This window comes from Ruthenibacterium intestinale, assembly GCF_040096265.1.
Lineage (GTDB): Bacteria > Bacillota > Clostridia > Oscillospirales > Ruminococcaceae > Ruthenibacterium > Ruthenibacterium komagatae.
This window is the reverse complement of record NZ_JBBMFA010000033.1, coordinates 1-14,434: the sequence shown is the minus strand read 5'-3', so window position 1 is coordinate 14,434 and position 14,434 is coordinate 1. Positions and strand designations below refer to the sequence as shown.

General features: G+C 51.9%; 16 protein-coding genes and 1 tRNA gene. 15 read left to right on the top strand and 2 right to left on the bottom strand.

Going from position 1 to position 14,434, the window contains the following annotated elements; translation table 11 throughout:
* Positions 1 to 75 precede the first annotated feature (75 nt).
* Positions 76 to 1,584: a 4Fe-4S dicluster domain-containing protein gene (locus WMO24_RS01070; RefSeq protein ID WP_349214250.1), complete on the bottom strand. Its 1,509-nt coding sequence runs from the start codon at positions 1,582 to 1,584 to the stop codon at positions 76 to 78.
* A 226-nt stretch (positions 1,585 to 1,810) separates the two neighbouring features.
* On the opposite strand from WMO24_RS01070, the gene WMO24_RS01065 reads away from it, so the two are divergent.
* Entirely contained in the window at positions 1,811 to 2,671 is an 861-nt protein-coding gene (locus tag WMO24_RS01065; protein WP_349214248.1) for a putative manganese transporter, read from the top strand.
* A gap of 12 nt (positions 2,672 to 2,683) precedes the next feature.
* Complete coding sequence (locus WMO24_RS01060; RefSeq protein ID WP_349214247.1) at positions 2,684 to 4,096, top strand: aminotransferase class I/II-fold pyridoxal phosphate-dependent enzyme; 1,413 nt, start codon at positions 2,684 to 2,686, stop codon at positions 4,094 to 4,096.
* A 21-nt stretch (positions 4,097 to 4,117) separates the two neighbouring features.
* On the opposite strand, the gene WMO24_RS01055 is transcribed toward WMO24_RS01060, so the two are convergent.
* Positions 4,118 to 4,342: a coiled-coil domain-containing protein gene (locus tag WMO24_RS01055; RefSeq protein WP_349214246.1), complete on the bottom strand. Its 225-nt coding sequence runs from the start codon at positions 4,340 to 4,342 to the stop codon at positions 4,118 to 4,120.
* Between the two features lie 128 nt (positions 4,343 to 4,470).
* On the opposite strand from WMO24_RS01055, the gene scfA reads away from it, so the two are divergent.
* The 13 genes from scfA (at position 4,471) to WMO24_RS00990 (ending at position 14,392) form a co-directional block, all read left to right on the top strand.
* The gene (gene scfA / locus WMO24_RS01050; RefSeq protein ID WP_349214245.1) at positions 4,471 to 4,620 is read left to right on the top strand and encodes a six-cysteine ranthipeptide SCIFF; all 150 of its coding nucleotides are present in this window, start codon (positions 4,471 to 4,473) and stop codon (positions 4,618 to 4,620) included.
* Between the two features lie 82 nt (positions 4,621 to 4,702).
* Positions 4,703 to 6,079 carry a thioether cross-link-forming SCIFF peptide maturase gene (scfB, locus tag WMO24_RS01045; protein WP_349214254.1) on the top strand — a complete coding sequence of 459 codons (1,377 nt, stop codon included), beginning with the start codon at positions 4,703 to 4,705 and terminating at the stop codon, positions 6,077 to 6,079.
* A gap of 137 nt (positions 6,080 to 6,216) precedes the next feature.
* Positions 6,217 to 7,410 carry a GDSL-type esterase/lipase family protein gene (locus WMO24_RS01040; protein WP_349214243.1) on the top strand — a complete coding sequence of 398 codons (1,194 nt, stop codon included), beginning with the start codon at positions 6,217 to 6,219 and terminating at the stop codon, positions 7,408 to 7,410.
* Entirely contained in the window at positions 7,407 to 8,687 is a 1,281-nt protein-coding gene (locus WMO24_RS01035; RefSeq protein WP_349214242.1) for a hypothetical protein, read from the top strand. The genes WMO24_RS01040 and WMO24_RS01035 overlap by 4 nt, the downstream gene beginning before the upstream one ends.
* Complete coding sequence (locus WMO24_RS01030; protein WP_349214240.1) at positions 8,674 to 9,330, top strand: DUF6320 domain-containing protein; 657 nt, start codon at positions 8,674 to 8,676, stop codon at positions 9,328 to 9,330. Before WMO24_RS01035 ends, WMO24_RS01030 begins: the two co-directional genes overlap by 14 nt.
* 59 nt (positions 9,331 to 9,389) lie before the next feature.
* Positions 9,390 to 9,475 (top strand) — tRNA-Leu (locus WMO24_RS01025).
* A gap of 96 nt (positions 9,476 to 9,571) precedes the next feature.
* Entirely contained in the window at positions 9,572 to 10,000 is a 429-nt protein-coding gene (locus WMO24_RS01020; RefSeq protein ID WP_349214252.1) for a cytidine deaminase family protein, read from the top strand.
* A gap of 150 nt (positions 10,001 to 10,150) precedes the next feature.
* On the top strand, positions 10,151 to 10,594 hold the full coding sequence (locus WMO24_RS01015) for a GNAT family N-acetyltransferase (RefSeq protein WP_087182454.1): 444 nt from the start codon (positions 10,151 to 10,153) through the stop codon (positions 10,592 to 10,594).
* Positions 10,595 to 11,002: 408 nt separating this feature from the next.
* On the top strand, positions 11,003 to 11,293 hold the full coding sequence (locus WMO24_RS01010) for an ArsR/SmtB family transcription factor (RefSeq protein WP_349214237.1): 291 nt from the start codon (positions 11,003 to 11,005) through the stop codon (positions 11,291 to 11,293).
* A complete protein-coding gene (locus WMO24_RS01005) occupies positions 11,290 to 12,294 on the top strand; it encodes a permease (RefSeq protein WP_349214236.1) in 1,005 nt (334 codons plus the stop codon). Before WMO24_RS01010 ends, WMO24_RS01005 begins: the two co-directional genes overlap by 4 nt.
* 9 nt (positions 12,295 to 12,303) lie before the next feature.
* Positions 12,304 to 12,600, top strand: a complete 297-nt coding sequence (locus WMO24_RS01000; RefSeq protein WP_349214235.1) for a thioredoxin family protein — start codon at positions 12,304 to 12,306, stop codon at positions 12,598 to 12,600.
* Positions 12,601 to 12,754: 154 nt separating this feature from the next.
* Complete coding sequence (locus WMO24_RS00995) at positions 12,755 to 13,588, top strand: deoxyribonuclease IV (protein WP_349214233.1); 834 nt, start codon at positions 12,755 to 12,757, stop codon at positions 13,586 to 13,588.
* A gap of 6 nt (positions 13,589 to 13,594) precedes the next feature.
* Positions 13,595 to 14,392 carry a DNA-3-methyladenine glycosylase family protein gene (locus tag WMO24_RS00990; protein WP_349214231.1) on the top strand — a complete coding sequence of 266 codons (798 nt, stop codon included), beginning with the start codon at positions 13,595 to 13,597 and terminating at the stop codon, positions 14,390 to 14,392.
* The last annotated feature ends 42 nt before the right edge of the window (positions 14,393 to 14,434 follow it).

Genomic DNA, 14,434 nt, shown 5'->3' with positions numbered 1-14,434 from the left:
TTCTTAACTTCCATTCTGCCCGGGAATTATGGGACTTTGAACTCAATTCCTGTTGCACTTAGTTTGACAATTCACTTATTCATGCAGCAGATTCAAAGTGATTTCGTACTTGGATTCCACCGCGTATTTTTGCGGTGCAGTTGCCTTGTACTTGTTCAGTGCAGCAGTTGCGCGAACCGGGTTCTGCAATGTACCGGCGCCGGCTACGCAGCCGCCCGGGCAGGCCATGCCTTCCAGCAGATAGCCGTTCAGCTTTCCGGCCTTGGCCATCATCAGCATTTTTTTGCAGTCCTGCAGTCCCTGGGCAGCCATCACCTTGACCTCGCGGTCCGGATCCATCTTGTGGATGGCGTTTACCACCGCGTTGGCCACGCCGCCGGAAACCGCAAAGCCGCGGCCGTCTGCCGTTGCTTCTGTCAGTTCGGGGCCGGCAGCCACTTCCGCAAACTTAATGGCTTTGGCTTCGAACATACCCATTACTTCTTCAAAGGTAAGAACAAAATCTACATCGCTGCGGATCGTGCGGCGGCTGGCTTCCAGCTTTTTCGCCGCGCAAGGTCCGATAAAGACAACTTTGCAGTTCTTGTGTTCCTTTTTGATCAGGCGGGCTGTCAGTACCATGGGGGTCATGGCCATGGAGATGTACGGTGCAAAATCCGGGAACAGCTTTTTGGCCATCACGCTCCAGGCAGGGCAGCAGGAGGTCGCCATGAAGGGCTGATGTTCGGGAACCTCACGCATGAAGTCCTTGGCCTCTTCGATGGTGCACAGGTCCGCACCGATGGCAACTTCGACCACGTCGTCAAAGCCCAGCAGTTTCATGGACGGTTTCAGCTTGTCCGTGGTCATGTCCGGCCCGAACTGGCCCACAAAAGCAGGAGCCACCGCGGCGATGACACGATCACCTTTTTTAATGGACTGAATCACCTGGAAAATCTGGCTCTTGTCCGCGATTGCGCCAAAGGGGCAGTTCACAAGGCACATGCCGCAGGAAACGCATTTGTCATAATTGATGGTGGCGCGGCCCAGCTCGTCAGAGCCAATGGCGTCCATGCCGCAAGCTTTGGCGCAGGGGCGCTCCATTTTATTAATTGCGCCGTAAGGGCAGGCATTGGCGCACTGACCGCATTTGATGCACTTCTCCTGATCGATTACACTTTTGCCGTGCACAATGGAAATGGCGCCTTTGGGGCAGATCTCTTTACAGGGATGTGCCAAACAGCCCTGGCAGAGGTTGGTCACATGATAGGATTTTTCCGGGCAGGCATTGCACGCGAATTTGATCACGTTGATCAGGGGCGGCTCGTAATATTTTTCCGGGCGCGCACTCTCTTCCACGCCTTCCACCAGGGGAGCGTGCTGATCAATGGGGCGCAGAGAAAGGCCCATGGTCAGACGCAGCCGTTCGCCGACGATGGCGCGCTCAAGGAAAATGCTTTCCCGATAGCGTTCGACCTCACCGGGAACAATTTTATACGGAAGTTCCTCGATATGGCTGTAATCGGTTCCCTCATAAGCCATACGTGCCACTTCGGTGAAAACCTTGCGGCGGATGTCGGTTACGGACGAATAAATGCCTCGCATGTACAAAACTCCTCATCATTATTTATAGAATCAAAAAAATACCGCCATAATAATACCATTCGTCAAAGGGCAGTGCAAGGGCATTTTGAAGAACTTTTTCTTTCTTGGGGACGAAAATAACTGTTTTTTGCGGATTGCAAAAGAAAAAAGGATGTAATATACTAATAAAGTATATCATTTGCCGGAAAGTCATCGGACAAATGATGAAAGGAACCAGGGAGAAAAAATGGATTTGATTTTTGATATTTTGTCGGATGCGTGGATGGACAGTGTGAAAATGCTGCCCTTTTTGTTTGTCGCCTACTGGGTGATTGAATATGTGGAGCATCGTCACTCGGAGCGGATCGAGCGTGTGCTGGCCGGCGGTGGACGTTTTGGATTTGTGCCTGCTGCGCTGCTTGGGTGTTTTCCTCAGTGCGGTTTTTCTGCGATGGCTGCGAACCTGTATGGCTCCAAAGTCATCACGCTTGGAACACTGCTGGCAGTGTTCCTTACGACCAGCGACGAAGCGATCCCGCTGATGATTGCCAATCCGGACCAGTGGGAAGCGATGCTGGCGGTGATCGGCGTTAAAATTGTGGTGGCGCTGACGGCGGCAGTCTGCATTGATTTTGTATTCAAGAAGTGGATTCCGGTTTCCGTGCGGGGCGGCTACACAGGAAGCAGCCGGGAAGTGGACTGCCACGAGCATCAGGAAGAAGACGGAATCCTGTTGGCGGCGCTGAAGCATACGTTCAACATTTTTCTGTTTATTTTGGCCTTTAACTTTGTGTTGGGCGGCCTTGTGGCACTGATTGGAGAAGACACCATTGCCTCAGTGCTGGCCGCCAGCGATTTCTGGCAGCCGGCATTGGCGGGGCTGATCGGTCTGATCCCCAACTGCGTGGCCAGTGTGCTGCTTACACAGCTTTTCGCGGCGGGTCAGCTGAGTTTTGGCGGCATGGTGGCCGGCCTTTGCACCAGTGCAGGTGTGGGACTGGCAGTGCTGTGCCGTTCGAATAAAAGCTGGAAGCAAAATGCGTTCATTGTAGCGCTTCTGTATGGCATCGGTACGGCAGCTGGCATTCTGTGCCAGCTTGCAGCGTGAAAAGAGGGACAAATGGACGAGACGTTGTTCATGGCCTTGCAGCGATATGGGAGGGAAGATGCAATCCCCATGCACATGCCAGGCCACAAGCGAAACGAAGCTTTGGCACCTTATTTGAAAGCCTTGGGTGCAGGGCTGGATATCACGGAGATCGACGGGTTCGATGACCTTCACGGTGCAGAGGGGATTCTGCGCCGCGGTATGGAGCGTGCGGCACAGCTGTGGGGGGCAAAGCGTTCCTTCTATCTGGTCAATGGAAGCACTTGCGGCATTCTGGCAGCCATTCATGCCGTTTTAGGACAGGGCGGAAGCGCCATTGTGGCACGCAACTGTCACAAATCCGTCTACCATGGCCTGGAGTTGTGCGGCATTACGCCGCACTTTTTGCTGCCACCGGTGGAAAGCCGTTTTGGAATCTGCGCTTCCATCGCACCAGCCGAAGTGGAGCGGGCGCTGCAGACACATCCGGATGTGCGTCTGGTCATTGTCACAAGTCCGACCTACGAGGGCGTTGTCAGCGATATCCGTGCCATTGCGGATGTGGCGCATCGCCATCATGCAGTCCTGCTGGTGGATGAAGCCCATGGAGCGCATCTTGGAATGGGAAATTTTCCGGCGGGTGCGGTGGCCTGCGGGGCGGATGTAGTGATACAAAGCGCACACAAGACTTTGCCCAGTCTGACACAGACGGCGCTGCTCCATCTTCAGGGCGAACTGGTGGATCCGGAGCGGGTGGCGCATTCTCTGGAGATTTTTGAAACCAGCAGCCCTTCGTATCTGCTGATGGCCTCGTTGGATAGTTGTGTGGCGTTGCTGCTGGAGCAGGGGCAGCACTTGCTGCAGGAATGGAATGCGTCTCTGCAGGCGTTTGGACAGGAAGTGCGCTCGCTGCAGCATCTGCGGATTTTGGGATATACAGCGGCGCCTGACAGTTCTGTGTATGCGCTGGACCCATCCAAAATCGTCATCTCCACTGCCGGAACTTCGGTCACGGGTCCGGAGCTGATGGGCAGCCTGCGCAAGGAAGCAAACATTGAGCTTGAAATGGCGGCTTCAGATTATGTGATCGCCATGACGGGGATGGGAGATACAGCCGACACATTCCATGCGTTGGCGCGTGCGCTTTGCAAAGCGGATCGCATGATTCAAACGTCACCTTCGGCCGCTGTTCGGCCGGCCCTGCAGCTGCCTCGTCGGCTCTGTTCCGCGCAAGAAGCGGTGTTTGGTGCGCGGGAAAAATGTCCGCTGGACAAAGCGGCGGGCCGTGTGAGCGCGGGATATGTCTGGGCATATCCGCCGGGCATACCGTTGCTGGTTCCGGGGGAGGAGATAGATGCAGCGCTTTTGTCCGTGTTCAAAGGTCTTCAGGAGAGCGGCGTCTCGCTGAGAGGACTTTCCGGCGGTCTTTGGGTCCGGAAGGCATGAAAAAAGCCCGCTGCTGCGGGCTCATTCGTTGGGATGATTGGATTCCAGTGCCTGGATGCGTTTTTCCAGCGCGTCCAGCTTATCGTACAATTCGGCCAGAACACAGGTGAAAACGGCAGCGAAAAGGGCGAGAAGAAGCGGCAGTCGGTAAAAATGTCCGGGTGCCAGAAAGAAGGAGCCAAACAGAAAGGTTCCGACCAAAAAGAAAACCAGCCATGCTGCAAAAATTCCGGCAAAACGCTTCATAAGTGACCTCCCGCTGTTTTTCTTCATTCTACCAAACCTAAGAAGACCGGTCAACTATTGACGGATACAGCCTGTGCGATGTATAATTTATAAAAGATTCACGTTTGTGTGAAAGGAGGAAAGAACCGATGAAACGAATCCAGACACTCGAAACGCGCGATCTTGCCAAGAGCGTTCAGAATGGCGGCTGCGGCGAATGCCAGACTTCCTGCCAGTCTGCTTGCAAGACTTCCTGCGGTGTTGCGAACCAGATGTGCGAGAACAAAGACAACAAATAAGGTTGTTGAATAGGATCCATATCGCCGCCTGCTCACCTGTTTGTGGGCAAGCGGTATTTTTATGACGGAAAGGGAACGCAAAGTGATACATCAATATAAATTGAACGGCTATAACATCGTGCTGGACGTTTATTCCGGGTCTGTGCACGCTGTGGACGAGGTGGCATATGACATCATCGCCCTGTACGAGAGTACACCTGCACAGGAAATTGTGCGAACGATCACTGAAAAATATCCGGAAGTTACACCGGAGGACGTGCGCGAATGCCTGGACGATGTGGAGACATTGAAAGAGCAGGGAAAGCTGTTCGCACCGGACGTATATGCGGATAAGGCCTTCGATTTCAAAAAGCGCAGCACCGTGGTGAAGGCGCTGTGCCTGCACGTGGCTCATACCTGCAATCTGAACTGTGAATATTGCTTTGCCAGCCAGGGAAAATACCACGGCGACCGTGCCCTGATGAGCTTTGAAGTGGGTAAGCAGGCGCTGGATTTTCTGGTGGCGAATTCCGGAACACGGCGCAATCTGGAAGTGGATTTCTTCGGCGGCGAGCCGCTCATGAACTGGGATGTTGTCAAGCAGCTGGTTGCCTACGCCCGCAGCATTGAACAGGAAAAGCAGAAGAATTTCCGCTTTACGCTGACGACGAACGGCGTGCTGGTAGACGATGAGGTGATCGAGTTTGCCAACCGTGAAATGCACAATGTGGTCATGAGCCTGGACGGCCGCAAAGAAGTGCACGACCATTTACGCAAGAATTATGCCGGTCAGGGAAGTTACGATCTGATCGTACCCAAATTCCAGGAATTTGCTCGTCGCCGGGGCGACCGGGACTATTATGTGCGCGGCACCTACACCCATAACAATGTGGATTTCACCAAGGACATTTTCCATATGGCGGATCTGGGCTTTACGGAGTTGTCCATGGAACCGGTGGTGTGTGCCCCGGGTGAACCGTATGCGCTGACGCAGGAAGACCTGCCCAAGCTGATGGAGCAGTACGAGATCCTGGCCAAGGAGATGATTCGGCGCAAGGAAGAGGGGCGGCCCTTCACGTTCTATCATTATATGATCGATCTGACGCACGGCCCCTGCATTTACAAGCGCATTTCCGGATGTGGCTCCGGAACGGAGTATATGGCGGTTACGCCCTGGGGCGATCTGTATCCGTGTCATCAGTTCGTAGGGGATGAAAAATACCTTATGGGCAATGTGTGGGATGGCGTCACGCGGCCGGAGCTTCGGGATGAGTTTAAGCTGTGCAATGTGTATGCGCGTCCGGACTGCAAGGACTGCTGGGCGCGGCTGTACTGTTCCGGCGGATGTGCGGCCAACGCGTATCATGCGACCGGAAGCATTCGCGGAATTTACGAGTACGGCTGTGAGCTGTTCCGTAAACGCATGGAATGCGCCATTATGCTCAAAGTGGACGAAGCGGCCAAAAAGGCAAATCAATAATGTTCCCCAAAGGCTCGGACCAAATGGTCCGGGCCTTTCGCTTTGTGTATTTCAGAGCGGAATCGGCCCGGAATGCTTTTTTTCTCAGGCGGAGCGTGCTATACTGAATTTGATCTTTCCCAAAGGAGGGAGCAGCCATGTCCCGCCGTGTCTGCACATTTGCCGTTGCGCATACGGATATTTCCGCGCAGCCGTTCAACAATGCCGCGCGCACTGTGCGCATTCTCGCGCCCAATAATCTTTCGGGCAACGGCCTTTATATAAAATTCAGTAATTATTATTCTTCCCGCCCGGTTTGGGTGGGGAATGCCACTGTGGCCCTCGCGGATCGGAAAGGCACGATTCTGCCGGGGTCTATGCGTCCTCTGACGGTATTTGGAGATACCAGTTTTGCGCTCGTTCCGGAAAGAGATGTCTATTCTGACCGTATTTCGCTGGCGGTAAAACCGGGCCAAACCATTGTGGTCAGCTTATATTATCCGCTGTCCGACAAGGTCAGTTCCGGCAACTTCGTCAGTACTTTCGCCATGCGGTCTGTCAAAGGAGATTACTGTGCCGAAACTGAATTCCCCAAGGCGAAGCTGCTCAGCAGTCTGTCTCGGACAGTGCTTCCCTGGGATATCACCAATGCGGTGACGACCTTGTCCGAAATTGTGATTGAGCAGGATGACAATGCGCCGAAACCTTCCGTAGTGGCAGCATTCGGCGATTCCATCATACAGCAGGGGGCATGGGTGACGCCGTTCACACAGCGTCTGTATCACGCATATCCTGGGATGGTCAGTGTCTGTAATCTGGGAATTGGCGGCAATCGTCTGCTGTATGATTCGCCCTCTCTGGTCAAGGGGATTTACGGGCATGCGGGAATTGAGCGCTTCCGTTACGATATGCTTCCGATTGAGGGACTTACGCATGCGATTTTTGCACTGGGAACCAATGATATTGGTTTGCCGGGCAAGGATGGCGCACCGGAGAGTGATTTGATCACGCTGGAACAATATCAAAAAGCGGTGGAGCCGCTGGCCGAAGCGCTGCACGGGCGCGGCGTGAAAGTGTACGCAGGCAAGCTGCTTCCCCGCGAGATCAATCATATTTATACGGCACAGAGAGAAGAACTGCGGCTGGCCATCAATGCCTGGCTGGAGGAATGCGGGTTGTTTGACGCAGTGCTGGACCTGGGGGCTCCCATTGCTGCGGGGGATGAACCGGGCATGAAGAAAGAGTTTTCCCTGCCGGATGGTTTGCACCCCAACAAACTGGGCGGCATGGCGATTGCACAAAATATTGACCTGCGGCTGTTTGTGCCGCCGACAGGAGGGGAAGGCAATTGAAAAAGCAACCGCGCTTCAGACGTTGGCACAAGCTGGACAATACAGCCAATCTGTTCCCTGTGGTTGCCAGCAGGCGCACAACCAATGTGTTCCGGATGACAGCTGTTTTGCGGGATACGGTGGATCCAGGGCTGCTTCAGCGCACGCTGGAGCAGACGCTTCCGTATTATGCTGCTTTCGGAGTTCGTTTGCGCCACGGCCTGTTTTGGAGTTATCTTGAGGCCAACGATTCGGTGCCGGTAGTTCGTTTGGAACAGGACGTGCCTTGTCGTTATATGGATCCGCTGGAAACAGGACGCTTTTTGTTCCGCGTGCTGTATTTCGAAAATCGGGTCCACTTGGAGACCTTCCATGTGCTTACCGACGGAACGGGTGCCATGCGGTTTCTCAAGGCGATTTGCTATCGTTATTGTCAGCTGGCTTATCCGGACGGGACGGAGCAGGAAAAACGCTACGGTCTGGAACAGGCGGGCAACGTGGAGGACTGTTACCTGAAATACAGCCGTCCGTCGAAAAAAGCCGGCTATAAAGAACCCAGTGCATTTCACATCAAAGGGACCAAACGGCTGGCGGGCGATGTGGGGGTTGTCTCTCTGCTGATGCCGGTAACCGATTTAAAAAGAGTGTGCAAAGAGAGCGGCGTGTCCATCGGCGAGTATCTGGCGGCGCTGGTTTTGTGTTCCATTCGGCAGGCGCACATGCCGGCCGGCGGCGCCAAAAAGCCAATCAATCTTTTTGTGCCGGTCAATCTGCGCCGCATTTTTGGCGGCGACACCTCTTTGAACTTCTTTTCCGGAATGACGGTTTCGCAGAAATTTGGTCCCGGTCCGGCGAATTTTGACGCGGTCCTGCAGGATGTGAAACGTCAGTTTGCTGAAAAGTGTACTCGGGAGGCCTTTGAACAGAAGCTGGCCTATACCGCCCAGAGTGAGAAAAATCTGTTTGCGCGAATGACTCCGCTTCTGCTTAAAAACGGAATTCTGCGGTTGATTTACGAGCATTCCAGCCATGGAAGTACGACCACCTTGTCCAATTTGGGCGTGGTTGATGTGGATGAAAAGTTCCAGCCTTATTTTGAAGGATTCCGCTTTTTATTGCCGGCTTCTCCGGGGGAACCTTTGAAGTTTACGGCCTGCGCTTACGGCGGAACGCTGGCGCTGAATGTGACCACGCTTTTGGACAGAAATCCACTGATCCTTCAGATCGCACAGCACCTTGTGCAGGCGGGAGTACCCATTACATTGGAAAGCAACGGTGATGAGAATGAAACATTGTGATGCATGTCAGATCGATATTTCCACACCGGCACAGATTTGCCCTTTGTGCGGCGCGCCTTTAATGGGCCAGAACGGGAAGCGCGTGTATCCGGTGCTTGGTTTCGGAAGAAAGTACCATCTGGTCAAACGGATCCTTCTGTTTTGGTCAATCGTAACCATTGCGGTTTGTGCATTGATCAACCTGGCCACCATGCCGCATTTTTGGTGGTGGCTGATCGTGGCGACTTCTTTTGGTTATGCATGGATCTCGGTGCCGCATGTGCTGCGGACAGGGGGAAATGCCGGCGGAAAAATTTTGATGCAGGTGGTCTGCGCCGGAGCATTGGTGATTTTGCTGGACGTGGAAACCGGCTGGAGAGGCTGGTCGGTTGACTTTGTTCTGCCCGCGGTTTTCTGCATTGGAATTGCCGCGGTGATGATCGTTATTCTATGCAATCTGATCAATTGGGCCGGCTATGTATTGTATCAGGTTGTACTGGCGGTATTTGGCTTTGTTCCGCTGATTTTTTATTGGACGGGCCTTTCCCATGTGTTTTGGGCTGCGGCAATCCCTGCCGTAATGGCCATTGCCAGCATTACGGCGCTGGCGTTGTTTGGCGACAAAAGCATTAAAAATGAATTCGCAAGGCGTTTGCGGTTTTAATGAAAAAAAGACTTGATTTTATGTGAGAAATCGCTTATAATAAATAAGCTATCTCACGTGCCGATGTGTCGGAATGGCAGACGATGCGGACTCAAAATCCGTTGGTGGCAACACCGTGTGGGTTCAAGTCCCACCATCGGCACCAAAATTACCGCAAGCGATATGACGCTTGCGGTAATTTTTTTAGCAATAAATTTTCTGTGCTCCAATCGAAATACGTTAAGAGAGGCGGGTTCCATTGATGACACGATTTCCGGAAGAACTGTTGCCGCTGCATGAATTGACTGAGCAGGACCGTCTGCTTGTCCGTGCGGCACAGGACGTCATACAACGCAACTATGACGAGGAAAACAGCAACCACACCGTAGGGGCTGCAGTCCGTTGCAAAAGCGGAAAAGTGTATGTCGGAGTGAACGTGTATTCACTGCATGGGGCTTGTGCCGAGCAAATCGCGATTGGAACGGCCATTACAAACGGTGAACGAGAATTCGAAGCGATTGTCGCGGTTCGAGGAAGGCAGGGCGAAGAAATTTTGCCGCCATGCGGAAACTGCCGACAGATATTACACGATTATATGCCGGAATGCGAAGTGATTGTGTCGGTCAAAGGCACGCCGAAAAAGATTGCCGCCAAAGATCTGCTGCCTTTTTCTTATACGGTTGAAGGGTAAAAGAGACCCGGCCCGAAGGAGCGGTGTTCATAAGACAGTTAACAGCCACCGTAGTTTGAACTGCGGTGGCTGTTCTTGTATTTTATCCCCGTTATGTGATAGCATGGAACCGAACAGACCTACAAATCGGTATTTAGGGAGCAAGTTGATATGAAAATTAAAGAAATCAAGGAGAATAAAAAACAATTTCTTCCGTTGCTGCTATTAGCAGATGAGCAAGAGGATATGATAGACAGGTATATTAATAAGGGGACAATGTATGTTTTGGACGATGATGGAGTTAAGTGCGAATGTGTGATAACAGACGAGGGGAAGGGTGTCCTTGAAATCAAAAACATTGCAACTGAACCAGAATATCAGGGAAAGGGTTACGGTAAAGCACTAATTGACTTCGTTGCTACGACATACAAAGGGAAGTATTCTATATTGCAAGTTGGTACAGGGGATAGTCCGTTGACAATTCCTTTTTATGAGAAGTGTGGATTTATTCGTTCGCATAGCATTAAAAACTTCTTCACGGATAATTATGACCATTCAATATATGAAGCAGGTACTCAACTGGTAGATATGATTTATTTGCAGAAAAAAATATAAATTCCAATTTGTCGAACAGATACTAAGGGCGCACTTCTATACAGGGTAATCCCCATATGTGCGCTCGGTGAGACCGAACACCCCGGACACCTGAATGTCCGGGGTGTTTTGCGTCACTATGTTCCGAGCAAGGGACTGCATCCCTTGCGCCTCGAAAGCGGCTATCCACATAAGGCAAAAGGCGCGACCACTTTCATCACGCCTTTTGCTTTTGTTACTGTCTTACGAACACCCCGCTAAAGGGCTGGGCCTTTTTGTTTGTATCAAACCGATATTCTGCGCTGCTTCTTGCCAAAGGTTTTTCGTCCAGATATCAAGTATCCTGACAAATTTTGAACACAAATACATTGACAAGTATCTATGCGATGAGTATCATATAGATATAAATCGATGTAACAGGAGGGCAAAATGAACGAGATAGATGCAGCTTGTATCTGCAAAGCACTGGGAGATTCCAACCGGCTGAAAATTCTGCAAATGTTGGGCGGCAAGGAAAAGTGTGCGTGCCAGCTGTTGGAAGCTTTTGAAATCACGCAGCCGACTTTATCACACCACATGAAAGTGCTGTGTGAATGCGGCCTTGTAACAGCGCGGCGGGAAGGAAAATGGATGCATTATTCCCTTTGCCGGGAGACATTCGAACAATTTTCGCAATATCTGCTTCATGTGGCGGATGGCGGACAGGGGGACTGCGTATGACGGAAGTGCTGCTGTTTTTTCAAAACCAGGTGTTGGGGATGCAATGGTTGAATCGACAGCTGGGACAATTGCTTTCTGCATTGGGGCTGAATACGGATTCAAAAATCGGAGCGAGCGTTCAGTTCTTTCTTTACGATGTAATCAAAATATCCATTCTGTTGTGCTTTTTGATTTTTATCATCAGCTACATCCAGAGTTATTTTCCACCGGAGCGAAGCAGAAAAATTTTGGGAAGATTTCGCGGCGTGGGGGCCAACATCATGGCGGCTCTGCTGGGGACCGTGACGCCTTTCTGCTCCTGTTCGTCCATTCCGTTGTTTATTGGCTTTTCCAGTGCGGGTCTTCCGCTGGGGGTAACTTTTTCGTTTCTGATTTCATCCCCAATGGTGGATTTGGGCAGCCTGCTGCTTCTGACGGGGGTCTTTGGCTGGAAGATTGCCTGTGCGTATGTGATCGTGGGACTTGTGGTTGCGGTGGTTGGCGGAACAATGATTGAAAAGCTTCCGCTCAAAGATCAGGTGGAGCCTTTTGTCAGGCAGGGGGCGGCCACCGAAACAGATGTGCCCGGCTACAGCCGAAAACAGCGATGCCAGTATGCGTTCGATCAGGTGACAGCCACATTCCGAAAAGTTTTTCCGTATATTTTGCTGGGCGTGGGTGTAGGTGCGCTCATTCATAACTGGATTCCGCAGGCGTGGATCGAAACCGTACTGGGCGGGCAGAATCCGCTGGGGGTCGTACTGGCGGTGCTGGTCGGAATTCCCATGTATGCGGATATCTTTGGAACCATTCCGGTCGCGGAAGCGCTTCTGTCAAAAGGGGCACAGCTGGGAACTGTTCTCAGCTTTATGATGGCGGTAACGACGCTTTCCCTGCCTTCGCTGATTATGCTGCGCAAAGCAATAAAGCCGTTGCTGATGGCTGTGTTCATCGGGATTTGTACGGTCGGCATTGTTCTGGTCGGGTATTTGTTTAATGGCGTTCAAAGTTATTTGATTTAGGAGGTATTTATGTTCTTCAGGAAGAAAAAACAGGCGGATGTCGATACAAGTCTGACAGAATCAGCAAAAATTAAGATTCTCGGGTCCGGATGCGCCAAGTGCAACGAATTGGAAAGGAACACGAGAGAGGCATTGCAGCAGCTGGGAAGGGAAGAACCGATTGACCATGTGACCGATTTCGGTCGGATTGCAGAATATGGTGTTATGAGTACGCCGGCTCTGGTGGTGGACGAAAAGGTCGTTTCCGCCGGAAGAATTCTTTCGGCAGGGGAAATAGCAGAACTTTTGAAAAACGCAGGAAGATGAAATAGTTGGCTGACGAAAACAGAGATTCCACGATTCGCGTAAGTATGGTATAATCTGTCCAAAGTTGTAGAGGAGTGGTGCTGTACAGCTCGTTGGTCACAGATTCACTGAGAACGACTTTTGCGATATTGAATCTTTCGGAGGCTTTTATTTTATGAGTTACATAGGAAGTCATATTTCATCGTCCAAAGGTTATTTGGCCATGGGCAAACAGGCGTTAAAGCTGGGGGCCAATACCTTCGCGTTTTTTACAAGAAATCCCCGCGGAGGCACAGTAAAGCCTTTGGATGAGAAAGATGTGGCCGCATACAATGAACTGGCGCGGGAGCATGGCTTTGGCCCCGTCGTGGCACATGCTCCGTATACATACAACGCTTGCGCAGCAAAAGAAGATTTGCGCGATTTTGCCCGCCGCTCTATGCGGGAAGATCTGGCGAGGCTGGAGTATACCCCGGGCAATTATTACAATTTTCATCCGGGCAGCCATGTGGGGCAGGGAATTGAAACAGGAATCCAGCTCATCGCCGATTTGCTGAATGAGGTGCTCTGGCCGGAGATGCAGACGACCGTGCTGCTGGAAACCATGGCGGGAAAGGGAAGCGAAGTGGGATCGAGCTTTGAAGAACTTCGGGCGATTATGGATCGGGTCCGCCTGCCGGAGAAGCTGGGCGTGTGTCTGGATACCTGCCATGTATGGGACGCCGGGTATGATATTGTGAACGATCTGGATGGCGTGTTGCAGCAGTTTGATCGGGTGATTGGACTTGAAAAACTGAAAGCGATTCACACCAACGACAGCCAGAATTTGTTAGGCGCCCGCAAGGACCGCCATGCGCGCATTGGAGAGGGACAGCTGGGAAAGGATGCTTTCCGTCGCCTGATATGTCATCCGGCAGTCAAAAATTTGCCCTTTGTTCTGGAAACACCCAACGATAATGCGGGCTGGGCTGCAGAAATTGCGTTGCTGCGAAGCTTTTCGGAGGAATGATTGCCCATGGTGAGACGAAAAATTCCTCGGTGTGATCTGCGGCAGATTTACGATTCGGGCCAATGTTTTCGCTGGCAACCGCAGGAAGACGGAAGTTTTGTGATTCCCGCCTGTGGCCGAACGGTTCGTGTGGCCCAGCAGGGGGATCAGTTCGAGTTTCAATGTACGTCCGAAGAGTTTGAACGGGTCTGGTCAACGTATTTTGATTTGGAAACGGATTACGAGGAGATTGTTCACCGGGTCGACCCTGCAGATGCGTATTTGACGAAGGCTGTTCAATACGGTTTCGGCTTGCGCATTTTGCGCCAGGATGTTTGGGAGATGATCGTTACTTTTCTGCTCAGTCAGAACAGCAACATCCCGCGCATTCGAAAAAATTTGCGTGATTTGTGCGCTTTGACAGACGGTCAGGTGCCGACGCCGCAGCAGCTGGCCGCTCGCAGCGAAGCGGAACTTCGCGCGCTGGGAGTGGGATACCGCGCCCGGTATCTGCTGGGAGCAGGCGCTTTCTTTTCACAGTATTCGCCCGACGATTTGTATGCTTTGTCCTATTCGGAAGCACATGAAATGCTTCGGAAATGTCCGGGCATTGGGCCCAAGGTCGCCGATTGCATCTGCTTATTCGGGTTGCACCATGTGGATGCCTTTCCCATTGATACGCACATTCGGCAGATTTTGAAAGCGTATTATCCGAATGGATTTCCGCTGGAACGTTACCGTGGCTGCGCGGGGATTTTGCAGCAGTACATGTTCTATTACGATTTGCGACCAGTGAATTGTCAAACTAAGTGCAACAGGAATTGAGTTCAAAGTCCCATAATTCCCGGGCAGAATGGAAGTTAAGAA

Bases quoted from the DNA above. Each gene is read 5' to 3' on its own strand.
- scfA (WP_349214245.1), top strand. From the start codon at position 4,471: ATGAAACGAATCCAGACACTCGAAACGCGCGATCTTGCCAAGAGCGTT.
- WMO24_RS00990 (WP_349214231.1), top strand. From the start codon at position 13,595: ATGGTGAGACGAAAAATTCCTCGGTGTGATCTGCGGCAGATTTACGAT.
- WMO24_RS01010 (WP_349214237.1), top strand. From the start codon at position 11,003: ATGAACGAGATAGATGCAGCTTGTATCTGCAAAGCACTGGGAGATTCC.
- WMO24_RS01015 (WP_087182454.1), top strand. From the start codon at position 10,151: ATGAAAATTAAAGAAATCAAGGAGAATAAAAAACAATTTCTTCCGTTG.
- WMO24_RS01055 (WP_349214246.1), bottom strand. From the start codon at position 4,342: ATGAAGCGTTTTGCCGGAATTTTTGCAGCATGGCTGGTTTTCTTTTTG.
- WMO24_RS01030 (WP_349214240.1), top strand. From the start codon at position 8,674: ATGAAACATTGTGATGCATGTCAGATCGATATTTCCACACCGGCACAG.
- WMO24_RS01070 (WP_349214250.1), bottom strand. From the start codon at position 1,584: ATGCGAGGCATTTATTCGTCCGTAACCGACATCCGCCGCAAGGTTTTC.
- WMO24_RS01020 (WP_349214252.1), top strand. From the start codon at position 9,572: ATGACACGATTTCCGGAAGAACTGTTGCCGCTGCATGAATTGACTGAG.
- WMO24_RS01000 (WP_349214235.1), top strand. From the start codon at position 12,304: ATGTTCTTCAGGAAGAAAAAACAGGCGGATGTCGATACAAGTCTGACA.
- WMO24_RS00995 (WP_349214233.1), top strand. From the start codon at position 12,755: ATGAGTTACATAGGAAGTCATATTTCATCGTCCAAAGGTTATTTGGCC.
- WMO24_RS01040 (WP_349214243.1), top strand. From the start codon at position 6,217: ATGTCCCGCCGTGTCTGCACATTTGCCGTTGCGCATACGGATATTTCC.
- WMO24_RS01060 (WP_349214247.1), top strand. From the start codon at position 2,684: ATGGACGAGACGTTGTTCATGGCCTTGCAGCGATATGGGAGGGAAGAT.
- WMO24_RS01005 (WP_349214236.1), top strand. From the start codon at position 11,290: ATGACGGAAGTGCTGCTGTTTTTTCAAAACCAGGTGTTGGGGATGCAA.
- WMO24_RS01065 (WP_349214248.1), top strand. From the start codon at position 1,811: ATGGATTTGATTTTTGATATTTTGTCGGATGCGTGGATGGACAGTGTG.